Source organism: Streptomyces sp. NBC_00239, from assembly GCF_036194065.1.
Lineage (GTDB): Bacteria > Actinomycetota > Actinomycetes > Streptomycetales > Streptomycetaceae > Streptomyces.
This window is the reverse complement of sequence record NZ_CP108095.1, coordinates 41,209-60,377: the sequence shown is the minus strand read 5'-3', so window position 1 is coordinate 60,377 and position 19,169 is coordinate 41,209. Positions and strand designations below refer to the sequence as shown.

The 19,169-nt window shown below is 71.2% G+C and carries 22 protein-coding genes and 1 pseudogene; 16 read left to right on the top strand and 7 right to left on the bottom strand.

All coding sequences use genetic code 11. The features are described from left to right. Positions 1–59 precede the first annotated feature (59 nt). The 5 genes and pseudogenes from OG764_RS00375 (at position 60) to OG764_RS00355 (ending at position 4,553) form a co-directional block, all read left to right on the top strand. Positions 60–986, top strand: coding sequence for a hypothetical protein (locus tag OG764_RS00375; protein WP_328966328.1), 927 nt, complete (start codon positions 60–62; stop codon positions 984–986). Continuing rightward, positions 965–1,723 (top strand): annotated as a pseudogene (locus OG764_RS00370) (IS110 family transposase); the annotation flags it as partial. The gene OG764_RS00375 and the pseudogene OG764_RS00370, both read left to right, overlap by 22 nt. A 176-nt stretch (positions 1,724–1,899) precedes the next feature. After that, entirely contained in the window at positions 1,900–2,082 is a 183-nt protein-coding gene (locus OG764_RS00365) for a hypothetical protein (protein WP_328966327.1), read from the top strand. A 268-nt stretch (positions 2,083–2,350) separates the two neighbouring features. Then, positions 2,351–3,001, top strand: a complete 651-nt coding sequence (locus OG764_RS00360) for a DUF6308 family protein (RefSeq protein ID WP_328966326.1) — start codon at positions 2,351–2,353, stop codon at positions 2,999–3,001. Positions 3,002–3,404: 403 nt separating this feature from the next. Further along, positions 3,405–4,553 (top strand): ISAs1 family transposase, encoded by a 1,149-nt coding sequence (locus tag OG764_RS00355; protein WP_328966325.1) that lies wholly within the window; start codon positions 3,405–3,407, stop codon positions 4,551–4,553. Positions 4,554–4,579: 26 nt separating this feature from the next. On the opposite strand, the gene OG764_RS00350 is transcribed toward OG764_RS00355, so the two are convergent. Next, positions 4,580–4,750: a hypothetical protein gene (locus OG764_RS00350; protein ID WP_328966324.1), complete on the bottom strand. Its 171-nt coding sequence runs from the start codon at positions 4,748–4,750 to the stop codon at positions 4,580–4,582. 320 nt (positions 4,751–5,070) lie between these two features. On the opposite strand from OG764_RS00350, the gene OG764_RS00345 reads away from it, so the two are divergent. Next, complete coding sequence (locus OG764_RS00345; protein ID WP_328966323.1) at positions 5,071–5,925, top strand: caspase family protein; 855 nt, start codon at positions 5,071–5,073, stop codon at positions 5,923–5,925. 110 nt (positions 5,926–6,035) lie between these two features. Here OG764_RS00345 and OG764_RS00340 read toward each other — a convergent pair whose 3' ends face one another. The 3 genes from OG764_RS00340 to dhaK all read right to left on the bottom strand — a co-directional run bounded on the left by OG764_RS00340 (position 6,036) and on the right by dhaK (position 8,162). Further along, a complete protein-coding gene (locus OG764_RS00340) occupies positions 6,036–6,443 on the bottom strand; it encodes a PTS-dependent dihydroxyacetone kinase phosphotransferase subunit DhaM (protein ID WP_328966322.1) in 408 nt (135 codons plus the stop codon). Next, positions 6,440–7,048, bottom strand: coding sequence for a dihydroxyacetone kinase subunit DhaL (dhaL, locus tag OG764_RS00335; protein ID WP_328966321.1), 609 nt, complete (start codon positions 7,046–7,048; stop codon positions 6,440–6,442). Before dhaL ends, OG764_RS00340 begins: the two co-directional genes overlap by 4 nt. Before the next feature lie 112 nt (positions 7,049–7,160). After that, positions 7,161–8,162, bottom strand: coding sequence for a dihydroxyacetone kinase subunit DhaK (gene dhaK, locus OG764_RS00330; RefSeq protein ID WP_328972836.1), 1,002 nt, complete (start codon positions 8,160–8,162; stop codon positions 7,161–7,163). A gap of 311 nt (positions 8,163–8,473) precedes the next feature. On the opposite strand from dhaK, the gene OG764_RS00325 reads away from it, so the two are divergent. From OG764_RS00325 to OG764_RS00315, 3 genes are read left to right on the top strand one after another with little or no spacing between them, the layout of a single operon-like run. Beyond that, positions 8,474–8,719 carry a hypothetical protein gene (locus OG764_RS00325; protein ID WP_328966320.1) on the top strand — a complete coding sequence of 82 codons (246 nt, stop codon included), beginning with the start codon at positions 8,474–8,476 and terminating at the stop codon, positions 8,717–8,719. Then, entirely contained in the window at positions 8,716–9,390 is a 675-nt protein-coding gene (locus OG764_RS00320) for a HAMP domain-containing protein (RefSeq protein WP_328966319.1), read from the top strand. The genes OG764_RS00325 and OG764_RS00320 overlap by 4 nt, the downstream gene beginning before the upstream one ends. A gap of 17 nt (positions 9,391–9,407) precedes the next feature. Then, entirely contained in the window at positions 9,408–10,133 is a 726-nt protein-coding gene (locus tag OG764_RS00315) for a sensor histidine kinase (RefSeq protein WP_328966318.1), read from the top strand. A 93-nt stretch (positions 10,134–10,226) separates the two neighbouring features. Here OG764_RS00315 and OG764_RS00310 read toward each other — a convergent pair whose 3' ends face one another. The 3 genes from OG764_RS00310 to OG764_RS00300 form a co-directional block, all read right to left on the bottom strand. Next, the gene (locus tag OG764_RS00310) at positions 10,227–11,006 is read right to left on the bottom strand and encodes a sigma-70 family RNA polymerase sigma factor (RefSeq protein ID WP_328972835.1); all 780 of its coding nucleotides are present in this window, start codon (positions 11,004–11,006) and stop codon (positions 10,227–10,229) included. A 125-nt stretch (positions 11,007–11,131) separates the two neighbouring features. Further along, positions 11,132–11,686, bottom strand: a complete 555-nt coding sequence (locus OG764_RS00305; RefSeq protein ID WP_328966317.1) for an RNA polymerase sigma factor — start codon at positions 11,684–11,686, stop codon at positions 11,132–11,134. After that, the gene (locus OG764_RS00300) at positions 11,687–11,902 is read right to left on the bottom strand and encodes a hypothetical protein (protein WP_328966316.1); all 216 of its coding nucleotides are present in this window, start codon (positions 11,900–11,902) and stop codon (positions 11,687–11,689) included. A gap of 277 nt (positions 11,903–12,179) precedes the next feature. Between OG764_RS00300 and OG764_RS00295 the strand changes: the two genes are divergently transcribed. The 7 genes from OG764_RS00295 to OG764_RS00265 all read left to right on the top strand — a co-directional run bounded on the left by OG764_RS00295 (position 12,180) and on the right by OG764_RS00265 (position 18,939). Continuing rightward, complete coding sequence (locus OG764_RS00295; protein ID WP_328966315.1) at positions 12,180–12,551, top strand: hypothetical protein; 372 nt, start codon at positions 12,180–12,182, stop codon at positions 12,549–12,551. A gap of 264 nt (positions 12,552–12,815) precedes the next feature. After that, positions 12,816–13,400, top strand: a complete 585-nt coding sequence (locus tag OG764_RS00290; protein ID WP_328966314.1) for a tetratricopeptide repeat protein — start codon at positions 12,816–12,818, stop codon at positions 13,398–13,400. Positions 13,401–13,512: 112 nt separating this feature from the next. Continuing rightward, positions 13,513–14,550, top strand: coding sequence for a hypothetical protein (locus OG764_RS00285; RefSeq protein WP_328966313.1), 1,038 nt, complete (start codon positions 13,513–13,515; stop codon positions 14,548–14,550). Between the two features lie 17 nt (positions 14,551–14,567). Beyond that, a complete protein-coding gene (locus OG764_RS00280; RefSeq protein WP_328966312.1) occupies positions 14,568–15,737 on the top strand; it encodes a trypsin-like serine peptidase in 1,170 nt (389 codons plus the stop codon). Next, positions 15,734–16,435 carry a hypothetical protein gene (locus OG764_RS00275; RefSeq protein ID WP_328966311.1) on the top strand — a complete coding sequence of 234 codons (702 nt, stop codon included), beginning with the start codon at positions 15,734–15,736 and terminating at the stop codon, positions 16,433–16,435. The genes OG764_RS00280 and OG764_RS00275 overlap by 4 nt, the downstream gene beginning before the upstream one ends. A 163-nt stretch (positions 16,436–16,598) precedes the next feature. Next, the gene (locus tag OG764_RS00270) at positions 16,599–17,741 is read left to right on the top strand and encodes a hypothetical protein (protein ID WP_328966310.1); all 1,143 of its coding nucleotides are present in this window, start codon (positions 16,599–16,601) and stop codon (positions 17,739–17,741) included. 418 nt (positions 17,742–18,159) lie between these two features. Next, positions 18,160–18,939, top strand: a complete 780-nt coding sequence (locus tag OG764_RS00265) for a hypothetical protein (protein ID WP_328966309.1) — start codon at positions 18,160–18,162, stop codon at positions 18,937–18,939. Positions 18,940–19,169 lie beyond the last annotated feature (230 nt).

The window sequence follows — 19,169 nt, the reverse complement described above, 5'->3', positions numbered from 1 at the left end:
CAGGGTTACGGCCCTGTACGGGGCCAGTCGGCATCACCCAGGGACGCCTGTACGACTACATGAAGGGCAAGAGCCGGGTGGAAAGGCTCGCCGTCTTCGAGCAGATCTCGGACGCCCTGCACCTGCCCGGCCGCCTTCTCGGTCTCGCTCGCCGCTCGCGGGAACCGGAGCTGTCCCCTGTCGCACCGCTGCCGATGGGTCTGGCTGCGGACTCCGATCTGATGGCGCTCGACACGTTCCGCGGTGCGGACCGGCAAACCGGCGGCGGTCGGCTCTATGCGGCCGTCGTCCAGCACCTGGTGACGAACATCGGCCCCCGGTTGGTAGCGGGCGACGGCGGACCGAAGGTGTTCGCCGCCGCGGCCGCTCTGACCGAGATGGCCGGTTGGATGGCCCACGACTCCGCACGCGACGACGTAGCCCTTCGGTGTTTCACCCGCGCGCTCCCGCTGGCCCGGGTCTGCGGCGACCTGTCTCTGGCTGCCAGCATCGCCGCATCCAGCAGTCACCTCACCCTCCACAGCGGGGACCCGGCCGCCGCGGCCCGGTGGGCTCAGACCGGTCTCGAGATCGCCGCCCAAGGCCCGCGCCTTGCCGCGCTCACCGCCCGGTTGCACACCATGAAAGCCCGGGCCACGGCAGCGTGCGGGCACAGAGCCACGGCCGAGCAGAGCCTCGCCGCCGCCCGAGAGCACCTCGCCCCGTTATGTTTTTCGCGGTCCTGCAATGGGGCCACTGGCCTCCGGGCCCGGTATGACTGTGTCCCCTCTGTCGAACGGATGACCTGGGGGGTGGTGTCGCCGGGCCCGGCAGGTGCCGTCGGAGACGCTGATGAGAGACCCGGCCACCGCCCGGTCCGGCGCAATGCCGGACAAAGACGCGGGCGGCAGGTCTGCATAACGTGGATGCGCGAGCACGGTGCCACCACCGAGGCCGGCACGGTCAACACCTGCGGAAGGGTGAGATGTTCGACATCGAAGGCATAGGCGTCTTCCTCGGGATGGACGTCGGCAAGACCGCCCACCACGGTCACGGGCTCACACCGGCCGGGAAGAAGGTCTTCGACAAGCCGATGCCCAACAGCGAACCCAAGCTGCGGGCTGTCTTCGACAAGCTCAAGACCAAGTTCGGCACCGTTCTGGTGATCGTGGACCAGCCCGCGTCCATCGGCGCTCTGCCGTTGACCGTCGCCCGCGACGCGGGCTGCGAGGTCGCCTACCTGCCCGGCCTCGCGATGCGACGGATCGCCGACCTCTACCCGGGAGAGGCGAAAACCGACGCGAAGGACGCGGCGGTGATCGCGGACGCGGCCCGGACGCTGCCTCACACGCTGCGGTCGCTGGAGCTGACCGACGAGATCACCGCCGAGCTCACGGTGCTGACCGGCTTCGACTAGGACCTCGCGGCCGAAGCGACCCGCACCAGCAACCGGATACGCGGCCTGCTCACCCAGTTCCACCCGTCGCTGGAGCGCGTGCTCGGGCCCCGTCTGGATCACCCGGCCGTCACCTGGCTCCTCGAGCGCTACGGATCCCCGGCCGCACTGCGGAAAGCCGGCCGCCGCAGACTCGTCGAACTCATCCGCCCCAAAGCCCCACGGATGGCCGGGCGGCTGGTCGACGACATCTTCGACGCCCTCGATGAACAGACCGTCGTGGTCCCGGGAACCGGCACCCTCGACATCGTGATCCCGTCCCTCGCCGCCTCCCTCGCCGCGGTCCATGACCCCTCAACCGTGCGAACCGCGACTGGCTCACACCCGGCGCCCTCGGCGACGCGATCGAGCGATGGCTCGACCAGGCCCGAGGCGAGGCCAAGGCCGCCGACGCGTTGGCACGCTTTGCTCGCACCGCCCCCTCCACCTGGCAGCATGCGACAGGCCTGTCATGGCTGGAACACGTGATCGACGGCCGCTATGACGCCTTCGCCAACCACTGCTGGAACGTATCCCGCTGGCTCACCGAACTCCGTGAAACCGGGCTACCTGGCGCCGCTGCGCTGAGTCGATGGCGCCGCGTTGTCGACGGCCTCGCCGCCGCTGGCGACCGAGAAGCTGTCGAGCTTCAACGCATCGACGAGTAATGCCGACCCAGCCGCCAGCGGCACTCTCAAGCCGTTGGACAACCCCCTCAAGCCCTCGTCAACGCTCTGCCACAGCCACACCGAAGTTCCTTCCACCAGCTGATGGCGGCCGGTGCCCCTACGTGCCCCACCGACCGGCTCGCCACATGCTTCTCGGGCAGGGCCTTCTGGCGCCGCTCACCCGCTCACGATCTCGACGAAGGACGGAGTTCTCATGGCCTCTCCTACCGCTGCGCCCGGTGTATCTGGTGGTGGCGGGGCGTTGCCGTTGAGGCAGCGGCTGCACGGACTGCTGAGTTCCGAGCGCGTTGTCGTTGACCTGCGGCATTACTTCGGCATCGGTCTGCCGTCCGGCATGGCTGCGTTCACCGGCAGCCGGTTCGAGCATCTGGCTGGCGGGGGAGACCGGCCGGAGGTCGCCGACCGGTTCACGGCGGAGGACCTGGCCGCGGTGCAGACCTTGTCGGTGACCGTTCCGGCTTCTGTCGGGCTGGACCTTTTGGAGGGCCGCCTCGGCGCGCAGTTGTCCGGTCTGCTGCAGGCCATTCCCTGGGACATCGACATGGTCGACGCCGAAGCGGACGTCTTGGCCGAGGGCTCGCCGGCGGACCAGGCCTGGCACCTCCTCTGCGCCCAGTACGGAGTTGACTGGGTGATCGCTGGGAAGCTGTTGGGCCGTAAGCGTCCGCGGCTGTTGCCGGTCTACGACCGTGTGGTGCGCTGCGCTCTGAGCCGGCCGCGCCCGTCGTTCTGGCTTGCGCTGCATGCCGCGCTGCGCGCGGATGACCTTGCCTTGCACCGCCATTTGCTCGCGCTGCGCCAGGTCGCTGGGGTGCCGGAGACGGTGGGTGCGTTGCGGGTATGCGACGTCGCGGTGTGGATGCGGCACCGGGCGGAGCGGCACGCCTGCCCTCGCTGACTTCGGCAGTGAAATTGCTCCTGCGGCGTACTGGCGTGTGAGGGTGACGGACTTTACCAACTGTCACCTGGGTGTGTGGGACGTTCCCCTCCGGGAGGGCGGTTCGCCGCCGATCGACGACCCGGAACTGAACTACGCGTACAACGGCAAGCGCGAAGGGTGGGCGAGGGCTGTACTCAACGCCGGTACCGTCTCCGGGGAGAGGGCACTTGGCAGGGGGCGGGATGAGTCAGCTTGAGTTCAGCTGGGAACTCAGTGGTAATGGCAGGGCGGATTCATAGTCCTGGCTCCAAGAGCCAGCAGGTCACAGGGATGTGACGAACCTTCACCAAGGTTGCCCCGCACGCAACGAAGCTCCGATGATCAAGGGGACCTACCAAGTCGCCCGACCACCGGAGCTCCGATGTGGCGCCAGTCTGCCACCGTCTGCCTGATCAAGCCGTCCTCGCGTCAGCAGCGTGAGCTGCCGGACAGGGCTGCCCGGTTGAGTGCTCTGCCCGATCCGCGTCACCGGCGCGGACGGCGGCACACCCTGGCCTCGGTTCTGCTGACCGCCGCCTGCGCGGTCCTGGCCGGCGCCCGCTCCTATCTGGCCATCGGGCAGTGGGCCCGACACGCAGCCCAAGACACCCTCGCCCGCCTGGGGGTTCTTGCGCGCGAGCCGCTCGACGTGCGCCGGCCGGCCTCGCCTTCCACTCTGCGCCGGGTGCTGATCCTGGTGTGTCCCGGAGGGGTCGCCGACCTGCTCGGCCACGATCCGGCCGGCACGCAGACGGTTGCTGTGGACGGCAAGAGCGCCCGCGGCTCGCGCACCGATACCGCGCCCGCCGCCCCCCTGCTGTCCGCCGTCACAGCCGCCGGTCGTGTCGTCAGCCAGCTGCGGGTACCGGACAAAACCAACGAGATCTCCACGTTCACCGCCCTGCTGGCCCCGTTCGACCTGGCCGGCACCGTGGTGACAGCCGACGCCCTGCACATCCAGCGCGAGCACGCGAAGTGGCTGGTGGGAGTGAAGAAGGCGCACTACCTGATGGTCGTCGAGGGCAACCAGCCGAAACTACACACGGCGGTCAAGGCCCTGCCGTGGAAGGAAGTGACCGCCCGCCGCTACGACCGCGAGCGCGGGCACGGGCGGCGCGAGACCCGCTCGGTGCGCACGCTCACCGTCACCGGCCTCGGCCTGGACTTCCCGCACGTCGTCCAGGCGGTGAAGATCCTTCGGCATCGCACCGAGATAAGGACCGGCCGCGTCACCCGGCAGACCGTCTACGCGATCACAGATATGCCGGCACGTGAGGCATCGCCGCAGCGGATCGGCCGTCTCGCCAGGTCTCAGTGGGGCATCGAGGCGGTGCACCACGTGAGGGACACGACGTTCACCGAGGACGCCTCCAAGATCCGCACCGGGCACGGGCCGGAGAACATGGCCACACTGCGGAACCTCGCGATCAACACCCTCCGGGACGCCGGCCACCACAGCATCGTCGCAGGACTGCGGGAGGTCTCCTACACACCGTTCACCCGCCCGCTCGACCTGCTGGGGCTGTACTGACCTGCAACGCGACATGACCAATCAGACTATGAATCAGCCCTGAGGGCCAGCCGCGGGTTCGGAACGGGGAACAACACGAACTCCCGCACCCATGCGGCGACCAGATCCCATTCCCGCTCTTCGAGCGCCATACCCCACCTGCCTACGCCGTCGAGCGCGAGCGATACGTCGCGGGGGGAGTGACTGATGTCTGTCATGGATTCACCCGGTCGGACATGGTGCAAGAGGGTCGAAAACTGGATGAATTGGCGCTCGGGTGGGGGTGGCGGGGCCGGTGTCCGGCACGCCATCCGCGAGGCGGGGCGGGCAACCTCTGAAATCCTCATAGGAATGCAGTACCGCGTATCTCTGATCACTTACTGCGCGGGACCACAAGCCACCCGAACAGCCGCCGTGCACGTGCGCGGTGCCGTGGAACCCGATCGGGCGGCCCCTCCCCGGGTGCGGTTCAGGGGCGGCCGGGCATGGGATCCATCCTCTGCCCAACTGACACTTCCATCGCATCAGGAGTCACACAGTGCCTACTGGTCTCTCCCTCCACATCGGTCTCAACAGCGTCGACCCGAGCAAGTACGGCGGCTGGGCCGGCCGCCTCCGCGCCTGCGAGAACGACGCCCGCGACATGGCCGACCTCGCCCGCGGCGTCGGCTTCGGCGACACCACGCTCATGACGTCCGAAGGCACCGTGAAGAACGTCACCGCGGAGCTGCGCAAGGCCGCCACCCGGCTCAAGAAGGGCGACATCTTCCTGTTCACCTACTCGGGCCACGGCGGCCAGGTCCCCGACGCTCCCGGACCCGACGTCGAGGAGGACGACTTCGACGAAACCCTCGTCCTCTTCGACCGGCAGATGCTCGACGACGAGCTGTACGCCGAGTTCCAGCGCTTCGAGGAAGGCGTGCGCATCGTCTCCCTGCTCGACTCCTGCCACAGCGGCTCGGGCATCGAGTCCGTGAGCGAGATCCTGAACCCCGCGGCCATGGAGGCCCAGTTCGGGACCAGTGACCCGGACCAGCTCGAAGCCGGGTTCCGGGCGATGCCCCTGCTGCGCCAGACGGAGATCTACGAGCGCGACAAGGACTTCTTCCTGCAGCTCCAGCAGGATCTGAAGAGCGCGAACGGCAACGGGCGCAAGCCCACGGCCCTGCTCATCTCGGGCTGCCAGGACAACCAGTTCTCCATGGACGGCTCGCAGAACGGCGCTTTCACGGGCGCGCTGCTCGACGTGTGGTCGAACGGCTCCTTCCGCGGCGGCTACCGGCAGTTCCACCGGGCGATCCAGCGCAAGCTCCCGGTGACACAGAGCCCCAACCTGTACCTGACGGGGGAGCCCGGAGCCGAGTTCCTCGACCAGAAGCCGTTCACCGTCTGACAGCCGGCGAGCCCCGCGCCACCCGACCGACGCCCGGTGGCCCCCCGTGGCTGCGGGCCGCCCTCCCGGCGGCTCCGGCCGCGGGCCCGTCGTGGGCGGAAGGGGCGGTTTCATCCCTTGCGGTAGTCGTACGCCTCCTCCGCCGCGGCCGCCACGGCCTCCAGGGGGGCTCCTGCCGAGGCGGCAACCAGGGCCGCCACCGCGCCCTCCAGGAAGGGCGCGTCCAACAGACGCGACCCGGGCGGCAGTTCCTCGTCCCCGAGCAGCGCCTTCACCGTGAGCACCGAGCTGCCCAGGTCGGCGAGGAATGCGACGCCGGCTCCGCGGTCCACCGCCGACGCGGCTGCGGTGATGAGTTCGGCGCTGGTGCCGAGCGTGCCGTCGGCGGTGCCGCCCGCCGGGGCGATCGGGGCCACCGCCCCGCCCGCTGCCAGGCCGCGCGCCAGTTCCACCACCTGCTCCGCGACCCCGGCGCTGTGTGACACCAGCACGATCCCGACCAGCGCCCCGGCGCTCATGCGGTCCCCTCCGCGGTGTCGGCCAGCGCGCCCAGCAGCAGCGCGGCCGAGGTGGCGCCGGGGTCCTGGTGCCCGATGCTGCGCTCCCCGAGGTAGCTCGCGCGGCCCTTTCGGGCCCGTAACGGAACCGTCGCGCCGGCTCCGCCGTCCGCCGCGTCCGCCGCGGCCCGGTACGACCTGCTCAGCGCCTCGACCCCCGGGACCAGCGCGTCCAGCATCGTCTTGTCCCCCGGCGCGGCCCCGCCGAGCCGGGCGACCGCGTCCACGCCCGCCCGCAGGGCCGCGCGCAGGTCCTCGTCGGAGACCTCGGCCGCCTCGCCGAGCTCCTTGCCCGTGCGCCGCAGCAGCGTCCCGTACAGCGGCCCGGACGCGCCGCCGACGGTGGCGATCAGCGTGCGTCCCGCCACCTGGAGCAGCGCCCCGGGCGTTCCCGCCGGCTCCGGGCCAGCCACGGCCGACCGTACGGCTGCGAAGCCGCGCAGCAGATTCGCCCCGTGGTCGGCGTCACCGATGGGCGAGTCGAGTTCGGTGAGCCGGTCCGCCTCCCGTTCCACCGCGTCCGCGGCGGCCCGCATCCAGTGCCGGAAGAACTCTGCGTCACGCATCCTGCCTCCTCCACATCCCGTACGTGCACATCCCGTACGTGCACATCCCGTACGTGCACATCCCGTACGTGCGCTTCCCGTTCGCGCGCCTTCCGTACGTGCGTCGCACCGCTCAGCGGCCCCAGCGCAGGGCCGCGGTCTGCACCGGCGCGTCCCACAGGCGCAGCAGCTCGTCGTCCGCCCGGCACACGGTCACCGAACAGCCTGCCATGTCCAGGGAGGTGACGTAGTTTCCGACGAGTGCCCGGGCCACCGGCACACCGCGTGCGGCCAGGGCCGCGGCCACCTCCGCGTGGAACCCGTACAACTCGAGCAGCGGGGTCGCGCCCATCCCGTTGACCAGCAGCAGCACCGGCCGGCCGGCTGCCGGGTGCGTCCGGGCGAGGTCGTCGAGCACCGCCTCCACCGCCACCTCCGCGATCTCCCGCGCGGTCATCATCGCGTGCCGCTCCCGGCCGGGTTCGCCGTGGATGCCCACGCCCAACTCCAGCTCCCCGTCCGGGAGGTCGAAGGTGGGGCTGCCCTTGGCAGGGGTGGTGCAGGAGCCGAGCGCCACCCCGAAGCTGCGGGAGACGTCGTTGACCTGCCGGGCGAGGGCGGCGACCCGGTCCAGCGGCGCCCCTTCCTCGGCGGCCGCCCCGGCGATCTTCTCCACGAACAGGGTGGCCCCCGTACCGCGCCGACCGGCCGTGTACAGGCTGTCCGTCACCGCGACGTCGTCGTCGACGAGCACGGTCTCCACCCGCAGGCCGTCCTCCTCCGCCAGCTCGGCAGCCATTCGGAAGTTCAGCACGTCCCCGGTGTAGTTCTTGACGACGAACAACACTCCCTGACCGGCGTCCACGGCGCCCGCCGCGTGCAGCATCTGGTCGGGCACCGGCGAGGTGAACACGGCCCCCGCGCAGGCCGCCGACAGCATTCCCGGCCCCACGAAACCGGCGTGGAGCGGCTCGTGCCCGGAGCCCCCACCGGACACCAGGCCGACCCGGCCGCCGTCCCGCGCACCACGCCGTACGACGACCTGCCGCGCCACGTCGACCTCGAGCTCGGGGTGCGCGGCGGCCATCCCGCGCAGCGCGTCGCCGACCACCGTGTCGGCGGAATTGATGAGCATGTTCACGGAAACCTCCGGTGCGGTGGAGTCCTGCGTGTGACCTGCTGCCGACCGTAAAGCACGGCGGGGCGCCGCGGTGGCGGAACGCGAGCGGGCCGGCGCCCCCGGACTTCACGCCGCAGCAGGGGCGGGGTCGGCCGTTCCCCCTTCGGGTCCCCATTTTCACGAGCGGAAGTGCTCCCGGGGATTCTTACGCGCCTTTGCCGTTGCCCTGCCGCGGCTGTGAAACGCCCCCGGCAATGTCGTGTCCGCACTGCGAACGAAGCGCGGAACACCCGGAGCGCACGAGCGCGAACCACGAGGGAGTGGGCATGACGAAGACCAAGACGAAGCCGAACACGGCACGGCGGGCCGGAACGGCGGTGGGCGTGGTGGCGATGCTGGCCGCGGCGCTGCCGGCGGTGGCGGTCGCGGCGCCCGGCACTGCGCCGGCGGTCCCGGCCGCATTGGTCCCGGCCGCATCGGCGGCCCCCGCGTCTGCGAAGTGGTGCCCGAGCGTGGCGGGGCACCGGGTCGACTGCGGCACGGTCGACCGCGGCTCGGCACGATCACGGTGAGCTACGCGGTCGTGCGGCACACCGCGGCCGGCCCCGCGAAGGGCACCGTGGCCGTGAATCCGGGCGGTCCCGGCGAGGTCGCGATCGACCGGGCGCCCCTGTTCGCCCCCGCTCTGCACGGCCTGCTGGCGGACCACGACCTGCTGCTCGTCGACCCCCGCGGCACCGGCCGCTCCGAACGGCTCCCCTGCGGGGTCACCGACGCCGAATACCGCTTCGGCACGCGCGCCCAGCAGCGCGCCGCCGTCGAGCGCTGCGCCCGCAACCTCGGGCCCAAGGCCGCCGCCTACACCGCCGCCACCGCCGACGACACACTGCCGGTCACCCCGGAAGCCCTGCGGGTGGCCCGTACCGGCCGCGGCGAGCACCGCGCGGACGTCGTCGTCTCCGGCACCGAGTACGGCACCCTGACCCGGGCACTGCCCGGCGGCGGAGCGGTCACGGCCGGGCAGAGCTACGACGACGTCGCCCGCGTCGACGACGCCTTCCTGTGGCGGATCTCCTGGACCACCGCGGCCGCCGTCGCCCTGTCCGCGCTGCTGAGCTGGTGGGTACTGGGCCGGATCCTGCGCCCGTTGCGCGAGCTGGCCCGCGCCACCGGACGCATCACCGCCACGCAGGACCTCTCCACCGGGTTTCCGCCGGCCGGGTCCGACGAGATCGGCCGCTGACCCGCAGCTTCGAATCCATGCTCACGGCGCTGCGCCGCTCGCGCGCGCAGCAGCAACTGGTCCAGGACGCCGGCCACGAACTGCGCACCCCGCTGACGTCGGTGCGCGGCAGCGCCGAACTCATGCAGCGGGCCCGCGGCCGGCTCGCGCCCGAGGACGAGGAGCAGATCCTGACCACCCTGGTCACCGAGACGGCGGCCCTCGACGACCTCGTGCGCGAACTCGTCGAGCTCGCCACCGACCGCTACGCGCAGGAGGACCCGGCCGAAGTGGACCTCGCGGTCCTGGCCGAGGACACCGCGCACCGGCACCGGGCCCGGACCGGGCGCACGATCACCGTCACGACCGACAGGCCGGTCCCCGTCCGGGCCCGGCCCCGCGCGCTCCAGCGGTGCCTCGACAACCTCCTGGGCAATGCGGTGAAGTTCAGCCCCGACGGCACCGAGGTCACCCTGCACGTCGCCGGCTGCCGGCTCGCCGTGCGCGACCGGGGCCCCGGCATCGCACCCGGCGAGCACGACGCCGTCTTCGACCGTTTCCACCGCGGTCCGCGCACCCAGGCCATCCCCGGCTCGGGACTGGGCCTGGCCATCGTGCACGACATCATCACGGCCGACGAGGGCACCGTGTTCGCCACCGATGCCGCCGGCGGCGGCGCGGAGGTCGGCTTCGTCCTCCCGCCCGCGACCCCGCCCGAACCGGCCGCCACACCGCCGCGGCGCAGGCTCCGCCGCACACCGTGACGCCGGAGGGGGCGACTTGGCCGGACCCGACCTGGCCGCGCCCCGCCCCGGGGGGCCTGGGGAACGGGGGCGCACCGCCGGCGCAAGCGGTGCTCAGAGGTCGAGATCCGGCAGCTCCGCCCGCAAGCGGTGCACGGACTCGTTGTGGATCCGGCGGACGCGGTTCTCGGTGATCCCGAGCACGGCGCCGATCTCGGCGAGCGTGAGCCCCTCGTAGTAGCGCAGCGTCATGACGGTCTTCTCCCGCTCGGGCAGTTCGTTGATCGCCCGTGCCAGGGGCCTCGGCAGCTCGACGTCCTCGGCCGCCCCCGCGGGCAGGCCGGAGGCGGAGTCCTGCGGAGTCTCCGCCGGATCCGGCAGGCCGGCCTCCGCGGCCCGGACCTGCAACCGGCCGGCCGGCTCCTGGAGCGCGTCCCCCACGGTCCCCGGACCGGCGGCGCCCCCGGACCGCGTACGCCGCCACCCCGGCTCCCGGGCGGCACCGGCCCGCGTCCTCGGCCACGCCCCCCGCCGCCCGGACCGCGGCACCGGGTCCGGCGCCCGGAGCCCGTCGGCCATCGCCCTCGCGATCAGGGGGACCGCGTACGTCTCGAAGTTGATCCCCCGCTCGAGGTCGAACGTCCCGATCGCGTCGACCAGCGCGAACATCCCGGACGGCACGAGGTCGGCCTCCCCGCCCGCACCCACCCTGGCAGCCATGTACGTGACGAGAGGCGAGTAGTGCAGGATCAGCTGCTCGCGCAACCGCTCGTCGCCGGTCGCGTCGTACGACCGCCACAGCTCACCGATCGCCGGCGCCGGGGCAGCCACGCCCCCCGCACGCGGCGCAGCGGGATCCGCCTGCCGGCCGAGCCGCTCCTTCAGCGCGGCCAGGGACGTCTCCACCTCCGCCGGCGGAACGGCCCGGCCCAGCGCCGCCTCCGTCGCACGCAGCACGTCCCGGACCGGATCGTCCTCCGCCGACCGGAGGCCGTCGATCTGCTCGTGGTGAGGTCCCGTCACCGCCGCTCACCTCCCTCGACTCCGTCGAGCAGCCCCAACTGCTTCAGTCTGGCCGACAGGGGCGCCAATGCGCGACGTGCCGTACTGAGCTGGACCCGTACCGTCGACGGCTCGATCCCGAGCATGGCCGCGATGTCAGCGGTGGGAAGGTCGGCCAGGTAGTAGAGCGCGGTCACCTCGCACTGGCGGGACGGCAGTTGCGCGATGGCCCTGCACACCTGGTGGAAGCCTTCCTTCACATCCATCAGGGCGGCCATGTCCGGACCCTGCGCGGCCGACTCCGCACCCTCGAGAGGGACCGCGCCCGGATACCGGCCGCACACCTTGATCGATTCGCGGATCACCGTCTTGGTCAGCCAGGGCCCCCAGTTCCGCACGGGCTCGGCAGCCGGGTCGTTCATCCGTCGCCAGCACTGGATGAACGTCTCCTGCACGGCGTCGGACGCCAGCGCGTGCAGCGCCCCGCACACCATGGCGGCCCTGGCGAGCAGCGGCCGGTACCACCTCCGGTAGACCGCATCGAACTCCTCCTCGCAAAAGTCTCCGGGCATTCATTCCTGCTCGCCGTCGGGACGCCTCGCGGTCCACGAGGCTCCGTCCTGGTCGGTGACCTCGACGGATCCTCCACCGTGGGACAGCTGGTGCAGCACGACCCGCAGGGTCCTGCGCCGCGCCGCCTCGCGGATCCAGTAGGCGCACGTACGCGCGATCACGGCTGCGGCACCCGCACCGGTCGCCGCGAACGCCCACCCCCAGGTTGAGAGCACGGTACCGCCCTCCCTCTCGTCTCATCCGGACGCCGGGAAGACCCCGGCACCCCGTAAGAGGCGCGCGACCTCAAAAGTGCGTAGACGGAACGCCGCACCGACGGCGGACAAGCCGATCGAGCGACGCCCGGCACACCAGTGCGTACCGGGCAGGGCGCGGGCGGCCACCGGCATCGGAACGGCCCCGCCGGGCATGACTGGCTCGGCACCGCGCACGGCGGGCGCCGCAACGCCGAGCGCCTAGGGGGCGTCACATGGGGGCGAGCAAGGAAAGCTCGTGGTGGAGACGGACTGGCTGCCGCCGGCGGAACTGGAGCGGCTGCTCGCCGCGGACGTGGCCGGGTTCCCCGGGCTCGCCCTCGAGGGCGCGGCAGACGCGCCGGGCGGGCACCGCGGCGGGCCGGACCCCGTGCTCGTCTCCACCGTGGTGACCGGGGTGACCACCCTGCTGGCGCCGTTCGTTGCCAAGCTCGTCGACCGGCTCTTCGCGGCGGAGCCGGACGCCCGCACCTCCGTCGTCCCCGGCGACGGCGGCCCCGAGATCGTCCTCAGCGGCCTGCCCGCGGACACCCGGGTGGAAGTCGTCTCGCAGGCCCTGGAATCCGGGGCCGTCTCGCTGCCCGTCACCCTCGAGCCGGCTCCCCGCTAGGCGCTCGTGCGCCGGCGTCGCAAGGCCGCCGCACAGTGGCGGACGCAGCTCGAAGCACTCGTCGGCGAGGCCCGGTCAGGGCCTCGCCCGCCGGCCCGGCTGGTGGAGGCCTGCCTCCACCACGCCGCGCAGTGCGACCCGTAGGACACCGGCAGCCTGGCCGCCGCCCTGGACGAACTGCTCGCCCTCGCCCATCACCTGTGGCAGCCGGGCGGCGGGGGCAGCCCGGGGGAGAACCCCGGCTGGCCGCCGCTCGCCCTGGCGATGGACCTGTCCTTCGCCCCGTACGGGGTCACCGGCGACGCCGACTTCGTGGTGGCCTTCTCCCGGCGTCTGAACGACCTCGGCCTGACCGCCTCCGCCATCGGCATCGTCGACCGGGCGCTGGAGACCGACGTCCCGTCGGCCCGGCTCGACGGTGCCCGCCACCGGTCGGGCCTCTCCCGGCTCCACTGCCACCGGGGTGAACTGCTGCGCCAGGCGGGAGAACTGGCCGCCGCCGAGACCTCGTTCCGTACGGCTCTCGGCCTGCTGGAGGGCGGGACTACCCGGGCGGGCCGGGAAGGCAGGGCCGCCGTCCTCAACAACCTCGGCCTCGTCCACTGCGAGCGCGGCGACCTCTCCGAGGCCAAACGGTGCCTGATGGCGTCCATCGAGATCGACGAGCGGCTGGGCACCGGGCGCCTGGAGCTGGCCGTCGGATTCGACAACCTCGGCGTGATCGAACTGCGCCTCGCGGCTGCGGCCGGCCCCCGCACCGCCCGCCCGCCCACGTCCCGGGCGGGGCGAGCTGATGAACAGGCAACTACTCCCAGTGTGCATTCAGTAGCAGAAGCTTGTAATTCATGACAAAATCTGATGTGAGCTTCCAGTGCGGCATGCTCGCGCGTCGAGCCGGGCAGCCCATCCATCGTCGGAACGGTCGGGGACCGCTCTGAACGGCGATGCGAAAGGACGCGTTATGGACCTCGAATCCTTCCTCGAACTCGAATCCCTCCCGGACGACGTCGTCGCGGCGATCGAAGTCCGGGATCGCTGGAGGCGTGCATCGGCCGGCGGCGGCCTGGAGTTCCTCGTCACCGACATCGCCAGGTGGACGCCCGGTGGCACGGTGCGGGTCGCGTTCCTCGACGGGGACGACCAGCTGCACGCGGACATCGCAGCAGCCACCGCGCAGATCACCGACAGCTGCAACCTGACACTCGACTTCGGCCACGACGAGGCGACCGGGACGTTCCGGCGATGGACCACGGCCGACACCGCCTACGCCGCCGAGATCCGCGTCAGCTTCGACCTGGGCGGCTTCTTCTCCCTGGTAGGGACCGACAGCACGGATCGCATCATCGGTGCCGGCGGCGGCCAGGTCGGAGGCAACCCCGGACAGCGCAGCCTCAACCTCGGAGGTTTCGCCGTCAACAAGCCCCCGACGTGGCAGGGCACCGTGCGCCACGAGTTCCTCCACGCGCTGGGGTTCCACCACTCCCACCAGAACATGCGCGGAACCTGCGAGGGCGAATTCCGCTGGGACGACGATGCCGGGTACGTTCCCACGCAGAATGACAGAGGCGTGTTCGTGGCGGACGCCCAAGGGAAGCAGCCCGGCATTTACACGTTCCTCGCGGGCGCGCCGAACAACTGGTCGCGCGCGACGGTGAATCACAACCTGCGCACCGAGAACGATCCGGACGTCGTCGCCGGGCCGTTCGACTCACGATCGGTGATGCTGTACCGGTTCCCGCTGTTCTTCTACAAGTCCAGCCCGAGCAGCTGCGCGCCGAGCGGCAACGGGCAGAGCCTGTCGGACGGGGACAAGCGCGGGCTCAGGCTGCTGTACCCGCACACCGCGGACGAGCTGGCGGTCCTCCAGGGCCGCGCCGGTGCCGTCCTGGAGTCGCTGGGAGCCGGCCCGGAGGGGACCCCCGGTTCGAACGGCGGCAGCCTGGCCGACGCGTACCGCAGCCGGGTCGGTGAGCTGGCCGCGGCCCAGGCCGGCGGCTGAACCGAGCGGAGGATGCCATGCCTGGCCGCAACCCCTACGACGGGCTCCTGGGCGGGCCCTCGGACGGAGAAGGCGGATTCGAATCGGCAGCCGGGGGCGGCCCGCCGAGCCCACCGGACCCCGCCTACCTGATCGACGAGCTGTCCCGCGACATCGCCTGGCTGGAGGAGCAACTGGGGGAGCCGGCCGATCCTGAGGTGCTGGAGCGGCTGAAGCAGGACGCGGAGCGCGCGCTGTGGGAGGTGGCCGATCTCGGCGGCGACGCCCGGTTCAGCCGGCGTGACGAGGCGAACCTGGAGGCCGTCGTCCACAGCGACGGGTCCCGCCCGGTGCTGTTCGTCAAGGACGACTTCTTCGACGCAGGCGCGCCCGCGGCGACCACGTGGGGGATGTCCCTGATGCAGGTGGAGGCCGAGGTCCGCAAGGTCTGCCGGGCGGTCGGCCGGGTGAACGACCCTCGCGTGCCCATCGGCTACCAGGGCACGGCGTGGATGATCGACGAAGGTGTCGTCGTGACGAACTACCACGTCCTGAAGGCCATCTCCCTGAATCCGTCCCGGACGGCCGACGGCACGTTCACCGGAACGCTCGCCCCCGGCGTGTCGGTCGACTTCGGGGTGGAGATCGGCGGCGGACCGCCGGACCGCTCGTTCCCCATCCGCCGGGTGCTGGGCGTGGGCCGCGCCGGAGCTCCCGAGTTCGCCCATCCCACCGTCGGAGAGGTCAACTTCGACGGCCTCGACCTGGCCGTGCTCGAACTCGACCGGGTACCGGGACGGCAGTTCCCCGCCCCGGTCGAGGTCGCCCGCGGCGACGACCCGCAGACGCAGGGAGGGCTCGCCTCCCGAGGGCGCAGGGTCTACCTCGTCGGCTTCCCCGGCAACCCCGGGTCCACCACCCCGGACGTGTTCGCCGAACTGTTCGCCGGAGTCAAAGGCGTGAAGCGGCTGACTCCGGGACTGCTCACCGAAGGGCGGGGCGAGCGGGAAGACGACGCCCGCAAATGGATCATCGGCCACGATGCCAGCACGCTCGGCGGCAGCTCCGGCTCGCTCGTCGTCGACCTCGAGGCCGGGGGCCGGAAGGTGCTCGGACTGCACTTCGCCGGGGTGCCCGCGCGAGTGAACTGGGCCCATGGCCTCGAAGGCGTGACACCCGATCTGGCAGCCGTGATACCGGGGTGGTGACACCCGTGCCGGAGTCCTGGAATCCGCGCTTCCTCGCGATGGCGAACTCCGTCGTGCGGGATATTCCACGTATCCGGGCCATCCTGCACCAACTCGGGATCCGCAGCGTCGACTACGAGGATCCCGAGGACTACGTCCCGAGTGCCTTCACCAACGCCTTCGGGCTGGACAAGGTCGTCCCGTTCCAGGCTGCACTGGCCAAGGCGGGGTTGCTCATCGACGACGGGCCCGTCGACATCCAGCAGGAGCTGTTCGACCGCCTCGTCACGCTCCAGGCCATCGGCTCGCGCGCCTATCTGCCCGCCAACCCCCGCGTGGCTGCGCGGCGCCTCCTCCTCGCCTCCGACCTCGTGTGCCAGGTCGAAGCCGACGGGCAGCAGGGAACCGGCCTCCTCGTCGCCCCGACCCTGGTGGCGACCGCCGCCCACGTGGTGGCGCCGCTCGTCGACGAGGTGCAGCCGGGATCCTTCTCGGCGCGCACGGGCTCGACGAGCCGTATCCATGTGACGTTCGGGAACGTGGCGGACCTGCTCGACGACCAGGAGTCGCCCACCCAGCTGACGGGGACGCCGACCCCGCTCGCCGCTGCCTGGCTTGAGTACTACAGCCCCCGGCCACCCAGGAGGCCGCCGCCGACTTCGTCGTCGACAGCGTCGTCGGCATCGGTGAGGACGGGCCCTGGGATGCCGCGCTCCTGAGACTGGCCGAGGAGCGCCCGTTCCATCCGAGACCCCCGTGCGAGTCCATTCCCAGGAGCCGGTTCCAGATCCACGTGCTGCACCACCCCGACAACGGCACTGGTCAAGCCCCCCCATGCTGTGGTCGATCGGAACGGTCGACAGGCCCCTCGGAGATCCGCCCATGAGGCTCCTGCACTCCGCGAACACCTCCGCGGGCTCGTCGGGCGGCCCGGTCTTCGACGCGGAATTCCAGGTCGTCGGCCTCCACCAGGCGGGCAGACCCGGCCGGTTGGCTTCCGGTGAAGACGAGGTCTGCAACCGGGCCGTCCCGATGCGGCCGCTGGTGTCCAAGATCGAGTCGCCGAAGGTCCCCGAGAGCGTGCCGCTCGTCCCGACCGTCGAGAAGGCCGACGAGCAGGGCAACGCGGTGACCCGCACGGTCATCGGCCGGCTCGGGACAGTGGAGCGGATCCACCGCGGCCTGCACCCCGACGCCACTGCACACGAACGCCTCATCGTGGTCGTCGGGGAGCCGGGGCACGGGCTCCGGTTCACGAAGTACCTCGTCCGTGCCCTCGTCACCCGCTTCTCCGGGGTGTACGCAGCGATCGACGTCGCGAACTGCCAGCGTGAGGACGCCGCGTCCTTCGCCGAGAAGGTGGCGGGCGCCTTCGCCGCCGAGACGGGTGCGGGCCCGCTGACCGGGCTCACCACCGGCCAGCGCGAAGTGCGCAGCCGCACCGTCGTCGCCCTGTCCGAGACGCTCAAGGAGATCGCGAAGCCGGACGGGGCGTGGCTCGTCCTCGAAGGCTTCGACACCGCGGCCGAACGTCTCTCGGCGTCAGTCATGGACCTTGTAGGCCAGCTCATCGCCGAACTGCCGCAGGCGCCCGGCGTCCATCTCGTGCTGGCCGGGTGGCCCGAGAACCTCCCGAGCGGATTCGAGACGAGCATCGACTACCTCGTGGCCCCGTCGGCGGAGGACATCGCGCGCACGCTGCTGCCGCCGGCCCCGACACCGGCCCTTCTCTCCTTCGTGGTGCCGACGGTCGAGATGGCCCTCAAGGCTGCCGAGCAGGCGATCCCCGGTGCGTGTGCCTACCGGATCGCGGAACGGGCGCGCCCCGCCGTGGCGCACGGTGCCCCAAAGGAGCAGCATGCGTTCCGAGGGGGAACTTGCCGTGCGCTGCGCGGAAGCAAGGTTCACAGCCATCGTTCGAGCGGCGAGGAGGGCGGACAAGCTCAGGGAGCGAGCAGAAGGTGCAGCAGCCCGACGACGCCGACACCGACTACCACCGCCGTTCCGATGGCGGGGCGCTGGTAGGCCAGGCACCCGGCGACCGTGCCTACGATGATGAGCAGGACAGCCCGCAGGCTGAGTTGATCGTTCTGACCGTTCAAGGGAGTTCTCTCCTTCGTGTTCCGGTGTAGGGCTCCGCGCGGTGTCTGTCCGAATGCACGTGCGTTGGTTCCCTGGGCCTTCCGGCAACGGGCCGGCCCGACGCCCCTGGCAGCCACAGAGAGTCGGTGGGGGCCCCACCAGTGGACGCAGACCGAGCCGAATTCCTGAAGCTGCAGCCGAGGATGCAACCCTGGAAGTTCGGCTAAGCGCGGAGGACGGGGAGTGGCGTATGGACGGGAGTTCGGATCTGGGGCCGTATGACCCGCTGCACTGGCGGCTGGGCGGGACGCTCGGGCCGCGTGGGAGCGGGAGGGGCGCCGAGTCGTTGCCTCGGAGGGAAGTGACCTCCCATGACGCCGAGTTTGTTCGATGGCTGCGCGGCTGCCTGGTCCGCGGAGGCTGGACCTCGCTCGGCCTGGCGGTGGCCAAGGTGAAGCGCGACCGCGACCGGCCCTGGCAGGACTGGGAGGAAGGAGAGTCGCAACTCGGGATCGCAGAGACCACGCTCTCGCGCTGGCTCAAGAGCGAGACGATTCCCTCCCGCACCAAGCTGCAGGATCTCGTTCAGGCCCTCAACCTGTGCATCCGGGACCAGCAGGTCGCTGGCCAGGCACGTGAGGTCCAGCCGGTCTCCTCTACGGAGCTGCAATACGGTATACGACTACGTAATGCCGCCCAAACAGCCCGCGATCAGACCCCTGCGCAGCGAGCCTACGACCAGGCACAGAAGGAACTTGACGAGGTCAGCCACCACTACCAGCAGGTCATGGCCCGCCTCGCAGACCTCCTGGGGCAACGCGAGGGATACCAGCGCACTGCAGGACTCCTCTTCGAGACCCAGAAGGAGCTCCCGGCCGCGGCACGCGAGCTCGCCGAGGAAGTGAGCGAGGCCATCGCCCGTATCGAGACCGTGCTTGACCGGTGCGAGATGGCCCGCCAAGACGCCCAGGAGACCTCCAGCAAAGCCCTCGACCTGTTGGAAGGGGCAGAAGGTGACCGGGACAAGGCTCGGCGTCGAGCGGATGAGCAAGAGAATCTGAGGAGGCAGGCCGAGCGGTACCAGGCCGAGACCGCAACGTGGGCGCAGTTTCAGCACGACATGGATCCACGGTGGAACTGAGTACTGAGGTCCGCACGGTCGTCAGCGCGAGCCGAACGCCCCGGCACTGTGCCGTCCGCACGGCTTTAGGTGCGAGGCGCGGCATACGGCCATGGGGACCAGCGGTACAGCCGTTGGCGCTAAGGACTTGATCTTGGTCGCCTAGCGCAGGTGATCGGCTTGCTGCGGGTGTTCTCCGGAAGATCATCGACCGCTGGCGGGGGCTGGTTACCGTCCGCCGCATGCCGGTG

Coding starts and splice junctions, on each gene's coding strand:
- OG764_RS00355 (WP_328966325.1), top strand. CDS start 3,405: ATGTGGCGCCAGTCTGCCACCGTCTGCCTGATCAAGCCGTCCTCGCGT.
- OG764_RS00285 (WP_328966313.1), top strand. CDS start 13,513: ATGGACCTCGAATCCTTCCTCGAACTCGAATCCCTCCCGGACGACGTC.
- OG764_RS00350 (WP_328966324.1), bottom strand. CDS start 4,750: ATGACAGACATCAGTCACTCCCCCCGCGACGTATCGCTCGCGCTCGAC.
- OG764_RS00270 (WP_328966310.1), top strand. CDS start 16,599: ATGAGGCTCCTGCACTCCGCGAACACCTCCGCGGGCTCGTCGGGCGGC.
- dhaL (WP_328966321.1), bottom strand. CDS start 7,048: ATGCGTGACGCAGAGTTCTTCCGGCACTGGATGCGGGCCGCCGCGGAC.
- OG764_RS00290 (WP_328966314.1), top strand. CDS start 12,816: ATGGACCTGTCCTTCGCCCCGTACGGGGTCACCGGCGACGCCGACTTC.
- OG764_RS00340 (WP_328966322.1), bottom strand. CDS start 6,443: ATGAGCGCCGGGGCGCTGGTCGGGATCGTGCTGGTGTCACACAGCGCC.
- OG764_RS00315 (WP_328966318.1), top strand. CDS start 9,408: ATGCTCACGGCGCTGCGCCGCTCGCGCGCGCAGCAGCAACTGGTCCAG.
- OG764_RS00325 (WP_328966320.1), top strand. CDS start 8,474: ATGACGAAGACCAAGACGAAGCCGAACACGGCACGGCGGGCCGGAACG.
- OG764_RS00280 (WP_328966312.1), top strand. CDS start 14,568: ATGCCTGGCCGCAACCCCTACGACGGGCTCCTGGGCGGGCCCTCGGAC.
- OG764_RS00375 (WP_328966328.1), top strand. CDS start 60: ATGAAGGGCAAGAGCCGGGTGGAAAGGCTCGCCGTCTTCGAGCAGATC.
- dhaK (WP_328972836.1), bottom strand. CDS start 8,162: ATGCTCATCAATTCCGCCGACACGGTGGTCGGCGACGCGCTGCGCGGG.
- OG764_RS00305 (WP_328966317.1), bottom strand. CDS start 11,686: ATGCCCGGAGACTTTTGCGAGGAGGAGTTCGATGCGGTCTACCGGAGG.